This is a genomic window from Tautonia rosea (genome assembly GCF_012958305.1).
GTDB lineage: Bacteria > Planctomycetota > Planctomycetia > Isosphaerales > Isosphaeraceae > Tautonia > Tautonia rosea.
This window is the reverse complement of the sequence record NZ_JABBYO010000008.1, coordinates 107,263-123,402: the sequence shown is the minus strand read 5'-3', so window position 1 is coordinate 123,402 and position 16,140 is coordinate 107,263. Positions and strand designations below refer to the sequence as shown.

The window sequence follows — 16,140 nt, the reverse complement described above, 5'->3', positions numbered from 1 at the left end:
GCTCCTCATGAACTTATAATGGTGCGACACTTCAAAAGGGCGATCGGGCCACAGCTCGGACGGTTTCTGACGCGAGCCCCCAGACCCATTTACGGAGACGCAAGCCGCGCGATCTCGTCATCCGAGAGTGCCCGACCATGCAGGCGGACCTCGGCCAGCCGCCCCCGGAAGGGAGCGTTCGGACCCGAGCCGATCCGCAAAGGAGCCTCGGCCGAGAGGTCAAAGGCCCCGGAACCGTCAACCGTCTCCGACGCGACGGGCGAGCCATCGACGAACAGGCGGAGCGAGTCTCCCGACCGCACCGCCGCAACATGATGCCATCCTGCCGGGAAGGTCTGATCCCAGGAGGTCGAGGCCCCGGCTCGGTACGCGAAAACCTGGCCCGACGGCAAGGTTGAGACAAACAGGCGTCCTGCGTGCTCGGCCATCGTCCAGGCGCGGCGATAGACGACCTCGGGCGTCGTGTCGAGCTGGGTCAAGAGCCGCCAGTCTTGCCCGCCTTCGTAACGGTAAACCTGTGCCAGCGGAAGCGATCCGGCCATCAATCGGCCGTTGTGGGGGAGCATCCCCATCACCTCCAGCTCCTCGCCCAGCCGGCCCACGTCAATCCATTCCCCCTGATCGCCGAGCCGGTACACCCGACCGCTTCGCCAGGTGCCGACGTGAAGCGCCCCTTGATACACCGCCAGCGAATACGTTTGCGTGTTGATCTCCGGATCGCCGAGCGGGCCCAGGTCGGTCCAGTCCTGGCCGTCGAAGCGGAAAACGTGCCCCTGGTCGTAGCTGGTGGCATAAAGAAGGCCGTCGAACGGAGCGATCGCCTCGACCCGCTTCCCCTCGGGAGTCTCCAGGGCCGTCCAGGTCGTACCCCCTTCGTACCGGAAGAATCCGGCCGGAGCGTAGAGCGATCCGGCGTAGAGCGTCCCCTGAAAGACCGTCAGCCCGCTGACGGCGATCACGTCGGGCAACTGGCCGCAATCGGTCCAGGTCGTGCCCCCTTCGTACCGAAAGACCCGGCCGCCTGGCGTGTCGTTGGGCGACTCGGGCAGGCTCGACCCGGCTACCCGGTACCGTCCGGTCCCGGCGTAGAGCGTTCCCTCGAAGACGGCCAGGCTTGTGACCGAGTTGCTGCCGTCGGGCGATCCGCAGTCGGTCCAAGTGGTCCCACCGTCGTAGCGGTAGACGCGGCCCGAGTCACTCGCCCCTGGCTCGCAGGTTCCGGCATAGAGGGCTCCGTCGTGCGAGGCCAGGGCGAAGGCGAGCAGCGTCCCGTCTCCTCCCGGCACGCCGACGGGCAGCCAGTCCGACTCCCGATCATCGTCGATGCCGAATTGCAGGTGCCGATCGTTGGCATGGCTGAAGGTAACGCCCGCGTTGGTCTTGATCCCGAGGATCAGGCCGCGACGGGTACTCGCATTGTACTGGCTCACAAGGTCGCCGATCGGGGAATCCACCTGGCCCTCGGTGAAGACCCAGGCCGAGACGGTGAGATCTCCCTCGGCCAGCTCCCTGGCAGCGTCCAGAGGGACAACCAGCCCACCCGATTGCCCATCGAACCCCGCCGCGCGTCCTGGTGTGCCGTCTCGGCCGGGAGCCAGGCGATCGACGGTTCCTTCCGCCGTCGCGTCCAGCCCGTTTCCCGAATGATCTCGGAAATCACCCGACAGGGGCCAGTACCCCACAAGATCACGGTCGAGGTCGTCTGGATTGGGACTCGCGAACCCGAGGGTCATCAGCAGGCAAAGCCAGGCAGTCATCATGGAACACGGTGCTCGAAAGAGGGTCGAAACGAAAACGTTGATTCCACCCTGTATCGTCGTCGACGCAGCCGTCATTTGCAAAAGTCTGACTCGGGTCTTGCTTCACTCGGTTCACTCCAGGGCGCCAGGGGCTCCGGTACGATTGCAACAGACGACGGCCCCCTTGGTGGATTCGCTGGGGAGCGCACCGAGGACTTTCGGCGACGGACAGGAAGGAGAGGGATGTCGCGCAGAGACGCAGAGCCGCTGAGCGAAAGCGAAGCGCTCGTAGGCCACACGATCTCTCTCCTCTCCTGCCTCCATCTCCGCATCTCTGCGCCTCTGCGGGACATCTCTCCCCTCACCTCGCCCGGCCCCCCGCGAAGCTGCTGAGGGTTGAGTCTCAGCCATCGGACCGATACCATGAAGGGTGGCAATGTCGCCGTTTCCCGACGGTGAATCGAGCCTGCCCCCCCGCCTTTTTTTTTTCGACGTGCTCGCACCACCCACCCTGGTCCGGAACGACGGCTGACGGGCTCATCTCCATGTGTTGACCCGGAGTCCGCCGCGACCGACCGACCAAACCCCGAACCCCGACGCTCGCGAGGTGACATCGATGACGAGCCGGCCCCGAACCCGCTGCCTTGGGCTCCTGGCCGTGCTGACAACGGCTCTCCCCGCCTCTGCCGTTGCCGACACGCCGATCGACTTCGCCCGGGACGTCCGACCGATCCTCTCCGACACCTGCTTCCGCTGCCACGGGCCCGACGAGGCCGACCGCAAGGGTGGCCTTCGGCTCGACCTGCCCGGCGGCATGTTCGAGCCGACCCCCTCCGGTGGCGTCGCCGTCGTGCCCGGAAGCCTCGACGAGAGCGAGCTGCACTGGCGGATTACCTCCGACGACGACCTCGACCGCATGCCCCCGCCCGACTCGGGCAAGAGCTTGACCCCCGAGCAAATCGCCACCCTCAACGCCTGGATCGAGCAGGGGGCCCCGTTCGAACAGCACTGGGGCTTCATCCCCCCCGAGCAATCGGAATTGCCGAGCGTCTCCGACCCCGATTGGTGCCGCAACCCGATTGATTTCTTCGTCCGCGCCCGGCTTGATGCCGAAGGGCTCGAACCCTCGCCCGAGGCCGACCGCACCACCCTCATCCGCCGCCTCTCGCTCGACCTCATCGGCCTGCCGCCGACCCCCGAGGAGGTGGATGCCTTTGTAAACGATCAGTCACCCAATGCCTATGAGCATCTGGTGAATCGCTTGCTCGCCTCCCCTCATTACGGCGAGCGCTGGGGACGCCTCTGGCTCGACGCCGCCCGATACGCCGACAGCGACGGCTACGAGAAGGACAAGGCCCGCTTCGTCTGGGCCTACCGCGATTGGGTCATCAACGCTCTGAACCGCGACCTGCCCTACGACCAGTTCGTCATCGAGCAGCTCGCCGGCGACCTCCTGCCCGACCCCACCCAGGATCAACTCGTCGCCACCGGCTTCCTGAGAAACTCGATGATCAACGAGGAAGGGGGCATCGATCCCGAACAGTTCCGCATGGAAGCGATGTTCGATCGAATGGACGCCGTCGGCAAGGCCGTCCTTGGCCTGACGATCTCGTGCGCCCAGTGCCACACGCACAAATATGATCCGATTTCGCACACTGAATATTACCGCATGTTCGCATTCTTGAACAACGCGCACGAGTCGAACGTCGCCGTTTATCTGCCCGAGGAACAGCGCCAGCGGGCCGAGATCTTCCAGCAGATCACCGCGATCGAGGACGACCTGAAGCACCGGACCCTCGACTGGCGCGACCGAATGCTCGCCTGGGAAGCCACCGTCCGCGACGACCAGCCTGAGTGGACCGTCGTCCGCCCGGAACTCGATGCCAGCGGCGGCCAGAAGCACTACCTGCTCGACGATGGCTCCGTCCTCGCCGCCGGCTACGCCCCGACCAAGCACACGACCGACTTCACTGTGAAGGTCGAATCACCGGGCAAAATCTCCGCCGTCCGGCTCGAACTGCTCAACGATCCCGAACTTCCCAAAGGCGGCCCCGGCCGGTCGATCTTCGGCCTGTTCGCCCTCTCCGAGTTCAAAGTTGTCGCCTCCTCGATCGACGGCGAGCACGGCCCCCGCGAGGTCAAAATCACCCGCGCCTCGGCCGACGTGAATCCTCCCGAGGCCGACCTCGACCCTGCCTTCGACGACCGCACCGACACCAAGCGCGTGACCGGGCCGATCGCCTACGCCATCGACGGCAAGAACGAGACCGCCTGGACCGCCGACATCGGCCCCGGCCGCAGCAACGTCCCGCGCAAGGCCGTCTTCGTCTTCGAGGAGCCGATCGACTTCCCCGGCGGCGCCTCTCTCACCTTCCGGCTCGTGCAGATGCACGGCGGCTGGAACAGCGACGACAACCAGAACAACAATCTCGGCCGCTTCCGCTTCTCCGTCACCGACGCCCCCGACCCCTCGGCCGACCCGCTGCCGGCCCGCGTCCGGGAGATCCTGGCCATCCCCCCCGACGAACGCTCCCCCGCGCAGCTCGCCGCCGTCTTCTCGATCTGGCGCACCTTCGTCCCCGAATGGGCCGAGGCGAACGAGGCAGTCGAGGCCTTATGGAAGACTCACCCGGAAGGTGCGACCCAGCTTGTCCTCCAGTCCCGTGACACCCCTCGGATGACCCGCCGGCTTGACCGCGGCGATTTCCTCAAGCCCGCCGAATCCGTCACCCCCGGCGTCCCCGACGTGCTCCACCCCTTGCCGGAAGAGGACGATTCGCCCAACCGCCTCAGCTTCGCCCGCTGGCTCGTCGCCCGAGAGTCGCCCACGACCGCCCGGTCGATCGTCAACCGCGTCTGGCAGACTTACTTCGGCACCGGCCTGGTCGCCACGTCCGAGGACCTCGGCTCGCAGGCCGCCCCGCCGAGTCATCCCGAATTGCTCGACTGGCTGTCCGTCTCCTTCATGGACAACGGTTGGAGCCTGAAGCAATTGCACCGCCAGATCGTCACCAGCGCGACCTACCGGCAGACCTCCTCGGCCACTCCCGAACGCTACGCCCACGACCCCGACAACCGCCTGCTCGCCCGAGGCCCCCGTCACCGCGTCGATGCCGAGATCGTCCGCGACATCGCCCTGGCCGCCAGCGGCCTGCTCAACCCCGAGGTCGGCGGCCCGAGCGTCTTCCCTCCCGCCCCCGAGTTCCTCTTCCAGCCCCCGGCCAGCTACGGCCCGAAGGTCTGGAACACCGCCACCGGCCCCGACCGCTACCGGCGCGGCCTCTACACCTTCCGCTTCCGGTCGGTCCCCTATCCGGCCCTCGACGCCTTCGACGCCCCTCCGGGAGAATCGTCGTGCGTCCGACGGACCCGATCGAACACTCCCCTTCAGGCGCTCATCACCCTGAATGAGCCCGTCTTCCTCGAATCGGCCCGAGCCCTCGCCTGCCGAACCTTGCGCGAGGCCGGAGAAACCGACGTCGATCGCCTGAACCACGCCTTCCGCCTCTGCGTCTCCCGAGCCCCGACCGAGGCCGAGGCCGCCGTCCTGCTCGACCTGCTCGACCGCCAGACCACCCGGTATGCCTCCGGCGCACTCGACCCATCCGCCATGATCGCCGACGAGGCCCCTCCCGAAGGTGTCTCCCCCGCGACCCTTGCCGGTTGGACCGCCGTGGCCCGCGTCCTCCTGAACCTCGACGAGACGATCACCAAGGAATAGGCCCTGGCATCGACAGATCGGAGGCGAAACAGGCCGAAGCCGGCCGAACGTCATGGCCCTTCATGCCTGGCCCGTCCGCCTCGCTCGTCCCAGATCTGCCTACTGCCTACTGCCCACTGCCGCTTCTGGAGACCTTTCCGTGAACTGCCAGTCCCATCGGTATCGCCACCTGGACCCGTCGCAGGTCAGCCGGCGCTGGTTCCTCCAGCAGTGCGGGGTCGGGCTCGGTTCCGTGGCCCTCGGTCACCTGCTCGCACAGGAAGGCTACGCGAAGACCCAGATTGCGGCCGACCCCCTCGCGCCGAAGGCGCCGCACTACGCCCCGAAGGCCAAGAATGTCATCTTCCTGTTCATGGCCGGCGGCCCGAGCCACCTGGAGATGTTCGACAACAAGCCGACCCTGGCCGAGTTCGACGGCACCTTGCCCCCTCCCGAACTGCTCGAAGGCTACCGCGCCGCGTTCATCAACCCGAACTCGAAGCTGCTCGGACCCAAGTTCAAATTCGCCCGCCACGGCGCGAGCGGTGCCGAGATCTCCGAGCTTTTGCCGCACACCGCAAAAGTGGCGGATGATCTCTGCATCGTTCGATCAATGGTCGGCGACGCCTTCAACCACGCCCCGGCCCAGATCCTCATGAGCACCGGCGCCCAGCAGTTCGGCCGCCCGAGCCTCGGGGCCTGGACCTGCTACGGCCTGGGGTCCGAGTCGAAGGACCTGCCCGGCTACGTCGTGTTTAGCTCCGGCTCGAAAGGACCAAGCGGCGGCAACGCCAACTGGGGCAGCGGCTTCCTGCCCACGGTCTACCAGGGGGTCCAGTTCCGCACCGGGGGCGAGCCGGTCCTCTACCTCTCCAACCCCGACGGGGTCGACGATCACCTCCAGCGCGACTCGCTCGACGCCATCTCCACCCTCAACCGCATGCGGCTTGATGAAACCGGCGACCCCGAGATCGCCACCCGCATCAACGCCTTCGAGATGGCCTACCGGATGCAGTCGAGCGCTCCGGAGCTGATGGACATCGAATCCGAGCCCGAGCATATCCTCAACCTCTATGGCGCTGAGCCCGGCAAGCCCTCTTTCGCCAACAACTGCCTGCTCGCCCGCCGCCTGGTCGAGCGCGGTGTCCGGTTCGTCCAGCTCTTTCACGAGGCCTGGGACCAGCACGGCAACCTCGTGGGCGACCTCAAAAAGAACTGCGCCAACACCGATCAGGCCTGTGCCGCTTTGATCACGGATTTGAAACAGCGTGGATTGCTCGATGACACCCTCGTCATCTGGGGCGGCGAGTTCGGCCGCACCCCGATGGTCCAGGGTGGCTCCGACGGCCGCGACCACCACCCGAACGCTTTCACCATGTGGCTCGCCGGAGGCGGTATCAAGGGTGGCCAGACCTTCGGCACCAGCGACGAGCTTGGCTTCTCCGTCGCCGAGAACCCCGTGCACGTCCACGACCTGCACGCCACCATCCTCCACCTCCTCGGCTTCGACCACACCAAGCTCACCTTCCGCTTCCAGGGCCGCGACTTCCGCCTCACCGACGTCCACGGCCGCATCGTCACCGACTTGATCGCGTGAGCAGGCTCGGGTATGGAGGAACGCTCTCACGGAGTCGGAAATCGAAATGAGCCACGGATAAAACACAGAAAAATGCAGTAGGCCGTAAGCGGGAGGCAGTGGGCAGTCAGAGGTCGGAAACTGCCCTTTACGTTCTGCCCGCTGCCTACCGCCTACTGCGTTCTTCGTGGCTCCAAACCTCTCCCGATCTTCCCCGGAGCCTCCCCATGCAACGACGCGACTGGCTCGGCTCGGTTCTCGCCGGCGCGGGTGCCGGCGCCCTCGCCTCGGCTCGCCCCACGTTCGCGGCTGATGACGCCCAGGCCCCCCGTTTGGAGCAACACGCCGACCTGACCATCCGCGATGTCCGCGCCATCCTCACCGCTCCGGCCGGTATCCGTCTCGTCGTGGTCAAGGTTGAGACGGACCAGGACGGTCTGTACGGCCTCGGCTGCGCGACCTTCACCCAGCGGGCCAAACTCGTCGCGGCGGCGGTCGATCAATTCCTCAAGCCCTTCCTCATCGGCAAGAGTCCGCTGGACATCGACGACATCTGGCAGTCGGCGCACCTCAGTTCCTACTGGCGTCACGGCCCTGTTTTGAACAACGCGCTCAGTGGTGTCGATATGGCTCTTTGGGACATCCTCGGCAAGGTCGCCGGGATGCCCGTGCACCGCCTCTTCGGCGGCAAGTGCCGCCAGAAGGTGCCGACCTATCGCTCCATCCGCGGCGAGACGCCCGAGGAGGTCGAGGAGGGCGTTCGCTCCCTCATGGAGCAAGGGCAGCGCCACGTCCGCATCCAGTACGGCGGCCGATCCGGCGGCGGCAGCACCTACGGCGTCCGCACCGGAGCCATCGACGAGGCCCAGCCCGAGAACCGCCGCACCGTTGCCTTCGACCCCGTCGCCTACGCCCGAGAGGTCCCCCGGCTGTTCGAGCACCTCCGCTCCACCATCGGCGACGACGTCGAACTCCTCCACGACGTCCACGAGCGCATCCCGCCCATCCAGGCCATCCGCCTCGTCAAGGCGGTCGAGCCCTTCCGCCCCTTCTTCATCGAAGATCCCTTCAGCCCCGAAGATGCCGATTATTTCAAGCACCTTCGCGCCCAGACGGCCGTTCCCATCGCCATGGGAGAACTGTTCACGAACCCCCGCGAGTGGATGCCGCTCGTGACCGATCGCCTGATCGACTTCATGCGCATTCACATCTCCATGATCGGTGGCCTGACTCCCGCCCGCAAGGTCGCCTCCCTCTGCGAGTTCTTCGGCATCCGGACCGCCTGGCACGGCCCCGGCGACCTCTCCCCCGTCGGCCACGCGGCGAACGTCCACCTCGACCTCGCCGTGCCCAACTTCGGCATCCAGGAAGGCCGCATCTTCTCGCAGGCCGAGCAGGACGTCTTCCCCGGCTGTCCCGAACTGATCGACGGCTCCTTCCGGCCGATCGATCGCCCCGGCCTCGGCGTCGACCTCGACGAATCCCTCGCCGCCCGCTTCCCCATTGGCGACGATCCCCCCTTCGACATGCACTGGGGCAACCTCCGCCTCGATGACGGCACCGTCATCCGCCCCTGACCTCGCTTCCCCCGCGCCGCCCGGCTCGACGCCTCGATCGCCTCCAGGTTAGAATCGAGCCGGCGGCTGATCCGCCGGGAGATCCCCTCATGAGCACCGCGTCCCCCAGCCTGTCCCCGTCTGCCCGTGGCGGCCGTCCCTTGCCGATCACGGCCGAGACCTACTTCCGCATGATCGAGATCGGAGCGATCCCCGACGCCCGCCACGTCGAACTCTGGGAGGGGCAACTCGTCGAGAAGATGGGGAAGAACCAGCCACACATTGTCGCCCAGGGGTTATGCATGGATGCGCTAACCGCCACCAGAATGATCGGTTGGCATATCGTGGTCGAAGGCTCCCTGAGACTCTCGCTCCTCCACGTGCCTGAGCCAGACCTGATGGTGATCCGGGGGGCTCGCAACGATTATACAAATCGCCCCCCGACCCCCGCCGACGTCGGCCTCGTCGTAGAGGTCGCCGATTCGAGCGTTCCGAAGGACCTCGGCCGCATGCGATCCGCCTATGCCGCCGGCGGCGTGTGGAACTACTGGGTCCTCAACCTCCGCACCCGCCGCGTCGAGACCCACGCCGAGCCGCTCGGCGGAGACTCCCCGGCCTACCTCCAGATCCGCTCCTACGGCCCGGGCGAATCCGTCCCCCTCGACCTCGACGGCCAGCCCATCGCCGAGCTGCCCGTCTCCTCGTTGCTGCCTGCGGCTCCGGCGGGGTGAGGCGACCTCCACGGTCATCCCAGTTGAACGGCATCAGAGTTCGTATGAGAACGTCTCAATGTGATTTCCGGTAACGTGGCCGTCGTGATCATAGAAAAGCATGATTTTAATCTCAGAGTTCCAGCATGAGCCGATGTCGGCGTCGGGGATTGTGCCGAACAGCATGCCGCTAAGTTGGTCCTCGTCAAGGCCTGCCAGGTCGGCGGCGTTTCGGACGCGGTCGGGATACCTCCGGGCATACCCATCGACCCCGGTGAAGAACGCACGGATCTCGTGCCGATCGAACCAGGCCTCGCCTTGCTCGCGGGTCCAGCCGACGCGGACCTCCTCGTCGATCAACCGCTCGACCCGCTCAAGGGTCCAGTCGGAGGTTGGCTGATGGCAGATGAGAAACGCCAGGAAACGCTCCAGGGCGAACCCGCCAAGCACGATCCAGACGCTGACGATCGCGACGCGACGCACAGTTAGGGGGTTCATGAAATTGGCCTTGTCAGGTGGAAGGGCTGACCCTGGTTGGGGGCTGCTCTGATGCTGACTGGGCCAGGATCGCCCGCTGGCCGAGGAAGATGACGCGGGACATGGCCTCGTCGGGGATGAACTGGCAACGCCCTTCGAGGTCAAGGCACGCCAGGGCCGAGCGGTAGAAGGATCGCAGGGGCTCGGGGGCGGCGACGACGATCGGGAGGTCCGCGACGGAGTCCGAGGCGAGCCCCCCCAGCTCGGTGCCGATCAAGAGGCCGCTGAGCCGCGCGGCGTTCTCCTCGGGAGGGGTGCCGTGGAGGACGGAACCGGCCCGCAGGGCGAACAGCTCACCGAGGAGGTTGGCGGAGGAGGCGTCGCGGACGCCTCGCTCGAACGCCTCGCCGGGCGTCGGGCTGGGGGCGAGCGAGGGGCGGAGGACGCTATGGTCGCGGACAAGGGCAAACAGTTCGCCAGTCAAATAGGTGTGAAAGTGTTCGAGAATTCCGTTTCGGACAACGGCGTGCTTGGAGTGGGTGCCGGGCAGGATCACGAGGGCGTCGGTCAGGCCGTCGGCGGCGAGGCCGAGGAGGATGGTCTCCTCGCCTCGCATGATGTCTTCGTCGGTCCGAACGCCGGTGACGAGCAGGGTTTCGCAGGGGAGGATGCCCGGCGCGATCCGCGCCGTCGGCAATCCTTCGCCCGAGAGCGGGAGCGGAGCAGGGGCGTAAGGAAGCTCCCGCATCCCGATCGTGGCCGAGGCCATCCCCGAGAGGACGAGAGTCAGGCTCGTCAAATCAACATCCGAACTTTCGCGGAATCGATCGACGAGCGGGGCGAGCACGCGGAGGTAGAACCCTTCGCGATCGCCCGGCGAGCCCGCCTCCTGCCAGGCGCGGAAGGTCGGGCCGATGCCGTCGTCGGAGTCGGCTTCGGTGATCGTGGTCAGGGTTTCCGACTCCACAAGCCGCACGCGGAGGCGCGAGGTGCCCCAGTCGCCGCTCAGGAATCGGGTCGGTCGGTCAGACATCGTCGTCCCTTCACATCACCAATCGACAACAGATCCGTCGAAGACGTCGTAGGATTCGGGGTTCGTCCACTCGTGCCCGATCTTGTCGGCCATCGCATCCTCGTCCAGCTCGATGCCAAGTCCGGGCCCTTTCGGCAGGTCGACGTAGCCGTCGACAACGCGGAAGGGTTCCGTAATATAACCATCCCCCAGGCTCACCTGCTCCTGGCAGAGGAAGTTGGGGATCGAAGCGGCCAGTTGCAGCCCTGCGGCCAGCGAGATCGGCCCAAGCGGGTTGTGTGGGGCAATGCCGGCGTAGTACGCCTCGGCCATTCCGGCAATCAGGCGGGTCTCGGTGATGCCGCCGGCGTGGCAGAGGTCGGGCTGGAGGATCGAGGCGGCCTGTTTCTCCAGGATTTCCCGGAAGCCCCACTTGGTGAAGATGCGCTCGCCGGTGGCGATGGGCAGGTGGGTGCTGCGGGCGATGTCGGCCATTGCATCAACGTTCTGGCAGGCGACGGGCTCCTCAATGAACATGGGCTGATAAGGCTCAAGTGCCTTGATGAGCAATTTCGCGGTCTGCGGAGGGACGGCGCCGTGGAAGTCGATGCCGATGTCGCACTCGTCCCCCACAACCTCGCGGAGTGAGGCGAAACCGTCGGCCACCTTGCGGACGAAGGCCAGATTCTCGACGATCCGAGGGGGGCGGCTCTTGCTCGGGCCGGTCTTGAAGGCGGTGAAACCCTCCTCTCGGGCCCGCCGGATGGCCTCGGGGGATCGTGCGTGGGCGTAGACCCGGATCCGGGTCCGGGTCGGCCCGCCGAGCAGCTCGTACACGGGAACGCCGAGGGCCTTCCCTTTGATATCCCAGAGGGCCATGTCGATGCCGCTGATCGCGCTGGTTAGGACCGGGCCGCCTCGGTAGAAGGCATGCCGATACATGGCCTGCCAGTGGTGGGCGACCGGCCTCGGGTCCTTGCCGATCAGGTACGCTTCCAGCTCCTTGACGGCGGCGATGCAGGTCTCGGCCCGGCCCTCGACGATCGGCTCGCCCAGGCCGACGATCCCGGCGTCGGTGTGGATCTTCAGGAACAGCCAGCGGGGTTTGACGAGGATCGTCTCCAATCGGGTAATCGTCAGTTTTTCACCCGAGCCGACGATCTGAGCGGCCCGTTGCTTGCCCCGGACGACCCCCCTCGGGTCATCGACCTCGCGTTGGGGATCGTACGGATCTTGCGCGGTGATCGCCCCCAGGGCCGCGGCCCCTCCGGCAGCACTGAGCATCGCGAGCAAGGCAGAGCGACGGTGAGGAAAGTTCGGGCCGATCGGTTTCATCAGGATCACCGGGATTCAGGGTCGAGCGGGGAGAGGTTCGTGCGATTGATTGGCTCGGTTGGTTCAGGAGTCTCGGTTGGGCCTGCTTGCGGGCTGCCCTGGTCAGGGAAGATTCGTCATTCAAATCAGTGAATGTGATTTTGAGTGTTCTTTGTGCTCGGGAAGGCGAGAACGCCAGACGATCGCAATGATCACGAGACCTCCGACGAATCCCGAGGCATAGCTTGCCAGGTGGGCCCAGAGGACGGCGAGGTATCGGTCGTGCCGTTCCGAGGGGACCTTCTTGGCGATCGGTTCGACGAGCGAGATGACATCGAGTCGGGCAAGCACGAAGCCGATCCCCCCGCTTATCACGGCCACGACTGCCATCGCGCCGAGCAATCGGCCGATCGGCCGGGCCAGAGATCGGACCGACCGTTTCGGCCGATTGCCCAGCCGAGCAGCCACCGCCATCGGAACGCCGAGGATCAGGCCGACCCACCAGGTGGCGATGATTCCCCAGATCAAGCCTTGCCAGGTCGGAGAGTCAAAGAGCTCGGGAGGGAGGATCGCCGGGTGGCCGACCGTGAAGTATTCCAAGCACACACGCGCAGTGATCTGATCATGAACGATTCCGTAGGCGATCGCAGCCAGGATGCAAAGCAGAACGATCGCCAGGAATCGCATCATCATTCTCTTGTGCTGCTCACATTACTTGCTCGCCCTGAGGAACTTGACCAGGTCGGCCAGTTCCTGAGGGGAGAGCTGTTCGTCGAGGCCGGCGGGCATGATGGAGGTGGTGCCGGGCTGCATCTCCTCGATCGCGTCGCGGGCGATCTGAATGGATTCGTCGGCGTTGAGGACGAGGGTGATGGAGTCGGGGCCCTCGTTGGCGATCAGGCCGCTGAAGACCTGGCCGTCGACCGTGGCGACGACGATCGTTTCGTAGCTGCGGACGAAGCTGGCACTCGGGTAGGCGATGGCCTCAAGCAGGTCGCGCTCGGTGCGGATGCCGCCGATCCGGCTGAGGTCGGGGCCGATCTTGCCGCCGACGTATCCCATCGCGTGGCAGGTCCGGCAGGCGGCCTTTTCGCTGTTGAAGACGGCCTGGCCGCGGTAGACATCCCCTTGCTCGACCAGGGGGAGCAGGCCCTCGATCCGAGCGAGCTTCTCAGCGGCGTCGGCGTCGAGGGCGGCCAGCAGGGTCGAGGCTTTCGCGGCCACGGTCGGGCCGAAGCGGTCGAGCAGGGTGCGGACGTCGCCCGGGGCGAGGCTCCCTCGGCTCGGCGAGGCGTCGATCGCGGTCACAAGCCGGAGGCCGAGCGCCTCGTCGTCCTGGCTGTCGAAGGCGGGGAGCAGGCGGGGGACGGAGAGCGGGCCGGCCTCGGCGATCTGGTCCGCAAGGATGAGCAAGCGATCATCACTCAGGGTCGAGGCCACCAGCAGGTCGGCCGCTCGGGTCTGCTCGGCGGCAGGGGAGTCGGGGTCGAGGCGATTGATCAAGAAGGTGAACAGGTCCTCATCCAGGCGTCCGACACCTCCAGGCAGGGCCGACAGGGCGTCGAGCCGGGCGGTGGGTTCGGCGTCGGCATCCCGGGCGATGCGGAGCAAGGGGTCGCGAAGCGTGTCGGCCTCAGCCCCCGTCACCCTGAGCGCCCGAGCCGCCGAGACGGCGAGCGGGCGGAGGGTGTCGGAGTCGATCGCCTTGGCCACGGCGGCCACCCAGGACGAGGGAGCCGGGTCGAGAGTGGCTCGGGCCATCGCGGCCAGGGCGGCCTGTCGGGAGGATGCGGGGGCCTTCGGATCGTCCAGGGTCTCGGCGATCACCCGCTGGATCTCGGGAGACGAGGCGAGCCCAGCAAGCTGATCGACGATCGCGTCCCGGTCATCCTCCGTCGCGTCGCGGAGCTGCCGCTCGAAGTGCTGGGCGAGGTCGGCCCCCCACTCGGGCTTCCGGCCGGCGATCCAGGCGGCGGCCTCGCGCAGCTCAGGATCGTCGGAGGAGAGCAGGGGGGCCACGTCGGCCGGTTCCAGGTGGTCGCCGGGCATCTGGTCCAGCGCGATGAGGGCGGCCCGGATCACGGTGTCGTGCGGGGCGCTGAGGCCGAATCGGGTGGCCTCAGGGGCGTTCAGCTCGATCAAGGCGGCGATGATCGAGTGCTGCACGGCCCAGTGCGGGGCGTCGGGCACGTCGGCCATCGCCTGGAGCAGGAAAGAGACAATTGAGGAATCGCCGATGCGTCCGGTCGCCTCGGCGGCAGCCCGGCGGTTCTGGGGGGAGCCGGTGTGCAGGAGGTTCACCACGCGGTCGAGCGCCTCGGTGTCCCGATGCACGCTGATGACGTGCAGGGCGGCCTGAACAACGGTTTCGTCGTCATCCTTCAGGGCGATCCGGGCGACCTCGCGGGCTTCGGGAACGTCGATCCGGCTGCTCGCCCAAACGGCATTGAGGCGGGCCTCGGGGGTGTCGGACTGCTGGACGATCGCGGTGAGGGCGGGCACGGCCTCGGCCCCGAGATGACCGAGAGTGGCCACGGCCCGTTCGCGGACCATCGGGCGAGAGTCGGAGAGCAGGGGGGTGAGGTCGTCGGCCTTGGCATTATCCCAGGAAATGGTCATGCCTCGTGGATCATCATGTGATTGTGTGCCAGCTTTTCGGATGCGATAGATCGCCCCGAGGACGTCGGGCTTGTGCAGTTGCGAGGTGGGGCAGCAGAGCTTGTACCAGCCGCCGGTATCGACCACCAGGACGGAGCCATCGGCATCTTCGAGGACGTCGGTCGGGTGGAAGTCGGAGTTGTCCGACTGGATGAGGATGCCATCGGTCGTGGTGAAGGAGCCGCCTTCGGGTTCAAGCTGGTGTCGGCTGACGGCGCGGAGGTTGAACTGGCAGGCGAGCAGGTTGTTCTGGAAGTCGTCGCCCAGGCCGGTACCTCGGAGTCGTTCCAGTCCGGCCGGGGCGGCGGGGCCGAGGTGCGTGAGGACAGGCAAGACTCCGGGACGGGTGCGGGGGTGGCCTTCGATGACGTTGTGGACCTTGCCGTAAACGCCGCCGTAGAGGGCGTGAATCAGACCGTCGCGGAAGCCGCCGGCGGGGTACTGGAAGAAGGTGGTGGTGAAGATGCGCTCGCCGCCGGGGGTGAAGACGACATCGACCGGGTTATCCATGCCGCCGGTCATCACCGATTCGATCGGCCCCTGGCGATCGGCCCGCCATCGAAAGAGGTGAGCGGCCCGGGTGACGAAGGGGGGGGCGTTGTCGCGTTCGTAGGTCTGCTCGGCGAAGGCCCCTTTGGCCCAGTAGACCCAGCCGTCGGGGCCAAGATAAGGGCCGTGCAGGTCGTTGGCGCAGCCGGTGAGGGTCTTGGCGTCGAGCCAGATCTCGCGATCGTCGGCCACACCGTCGCCGGTCGTATCCGTCAGCTTCCAGATGTGGGGCGGGGCGGAGACGTAGAGGGAGCCGTCGAGCAACATCGTGCCTTCGGGGAACATCATGCGGTCGGCGAAGACGGTGCGATGGTCGAAGGTGCCGTCGCCGTCGGTGTCTTCCAGGCGGAGGATGCGGTGCGGCTTCTGTTCGAGCTGGACCTGGACCGGATCGTTCGAGCCGGACGACTCGGCCACGTAGAGCCGCCCCTGTTCGTCAAAGGCGGCGGTGATCGGCCGATCGACCAGGGGAGGCCCCGCAGCGACCTCGACAGTGAAGCCGTCGGGGATCGTGAAGCGGTGGTCTCCCAGTTCGACGGCCTCATCGGCCCGGAGCGAAAGGGGAGCAACCGTCAGGGCGAGGAGCAGGAGCAGGGACAGGGGCAGGAACGGAGCCGGGGCGGTTCTCGCGAGCGATCGCATCATGGCGGGGGTCCCTGGGTCGGAGTCCGTCGGGCAACGCAACGGGCGGGGCCAGTCTCCCCGGTCGAGCGGGGAGGCCGAGCGCCGGGAATCCTGATGGCCCCATTCTGCCCGACCCGGCCAGCCCAGACAACGACCGGCCGCGATGGGGCCTCGGTGCGCGGCCCCGGTGCGCCTCGGTGCGCCGGGGGGTGGCGATGCAACTCC

The 16,140-nt window shown here is 66.7% G+C and carries 10 protein-coding genes; 4 read left to right on the top strand and 6 right to left on the bottom strand.

Annotation, left to right across the window (positions count from 1 at the left end):
• Positions 1 to 89: 89 nt before the first annotated feature.
• Positions 90 to 1,760 carry a LamG domain-containing protein gene (locus HG800_RS15515; RefSeq protein WP_169977547.1) on the bottom strand — a complete coding sequence of 557 codons (1,671 nt, stop codon included), beginning with the start codon at positions 1,758 to 1,760 and terminating at the stop codon, positions 90 to 92.
• A 595-nt stretch (positions 1,761 to 2,355) separates the two neighbouring features.
• On the opposite strand from HG800_RS15515, the gene HG800_RS15510 reads away from it, so the two are divergent.
• The 4 genes from HG800_RS15510 (at position 2,356) to HG800_RS15495 (ending at position 9,302) form a co-directional block, all read left to right on the top strand.
• Entirely contained in the window at positions 2,356 to 5,460 is a 3,105-nt protein-coding gene (locus HG800_RS15510; RefSeq protein WP_169977546.1) for a PSD1 and planctomycete cytochrome C domain-containing protein, read from the top strand.
• Between the two features lie 139 nt (positions 5,461 to 5,599).
• Entirely contained in the window at positions 5,600 to 7,036 is a 1,437-nt protein-coding gene (locus HG800_RS15505) for a DUF1501 domain-containing protein (protein WP_315852048.1), read from the top strand.
• A 206-nt stretch (positions 7,037 to 7,242) separates the two neighbouring features.
• Positions 7,243 to 8,592, top strand: a complete 1,350-nt coding sequence (locus HG800_RS15500; RefSeq protein ID WP_169977544.1) for an enolase C-terminal domain-like protein — start codon at positions 7,243 to 7,245, stop codon at positions 8,590 to 8,592.
• Between the two features lie 89 nt (positions 8,593 to 8,681).
• Positions 8,682 to 9,302 (top strand): Uma2 family endonuclease, encoded by a 621-nt coding sequence (locus tag HG800_RS15495; protein WP_169977543.1) that lies wholly within the window; start codon positions 8,682 to 8,684, stop codon positions 9,300 to 9,302.
• 33 nt (positions 9,303 to 9,335) lie between these two features.
• On the opposite strand, the gene HG800_RS15490 is transcribed toward HG800_RS15495, so the two are convergent.
• From HG800_RS15490 to HG800_RS15470, 5 genes are all read right to left on the bottom strand, one after another.
• Positions 9,336 to 9,779: a hypothetical protein gene (locus HG800_RS15490; protein WP_169977542.1), complete on the bottom strand. Its 444-nt coding sequence runs from the start codon at positions 9,777 to 9,779 to the stop codon at positions 9,336 to 9,338.
• 13 nt (positions 9,780 to 9,792) lie between these two features.
• Positions 9,793 to 10,791: a 2-dehydro-3-deoxygalactonokinase gene (locus HG800_RS15485; protein WP_169977541.1), complete on the bottom strand. Its 999-nt coding sequence runs from the start codon at positions 10,789 to 10,791 to the stop codon at positions 9,793 to 9,795.
• Positions 10,792 to 10,806: 15 nt separating this feature from the next.
• Entirely contained in the window at positions 10,807 to 12,105 is a 1,299-nt protein-coding gene (gene dgoD / locus HG800_RS15480) for a galactonate dehydratase (protein WP_220487819.1), read from the bottom strand.
• Between the two features lie 120 nt (positions 12,106 to 12,225).
• Complete coding sequence (locus HG800_RS15475) at positions 12,226 to 12,777, bottom strand: hypothetical protein (RefSeq protein WP_206352288.1); 552 nt, start codon at positions 12,775 to 12,777, stop codon at positions 12,226 to 12,228.
• An 18-nt stretch (positions 12,778 to 12,795) separates the two neighbouring features.
• The gene (locus HG800_RS15470) at positions 12,796 to 15,936 is read right to left on the bottom strand and encodes a PVC-type heme-binding CxxCH protein (RefSeq protein ID WP_169977540.1); all 3,141 of its coding nucleotides are present in this window, start codon (positions 15,934 to 15,936) and stop codon (positions 12,796 to 12,798) included.
• Positions 15,937 to 16,140 lie beyond the last annotated feature (204 nt).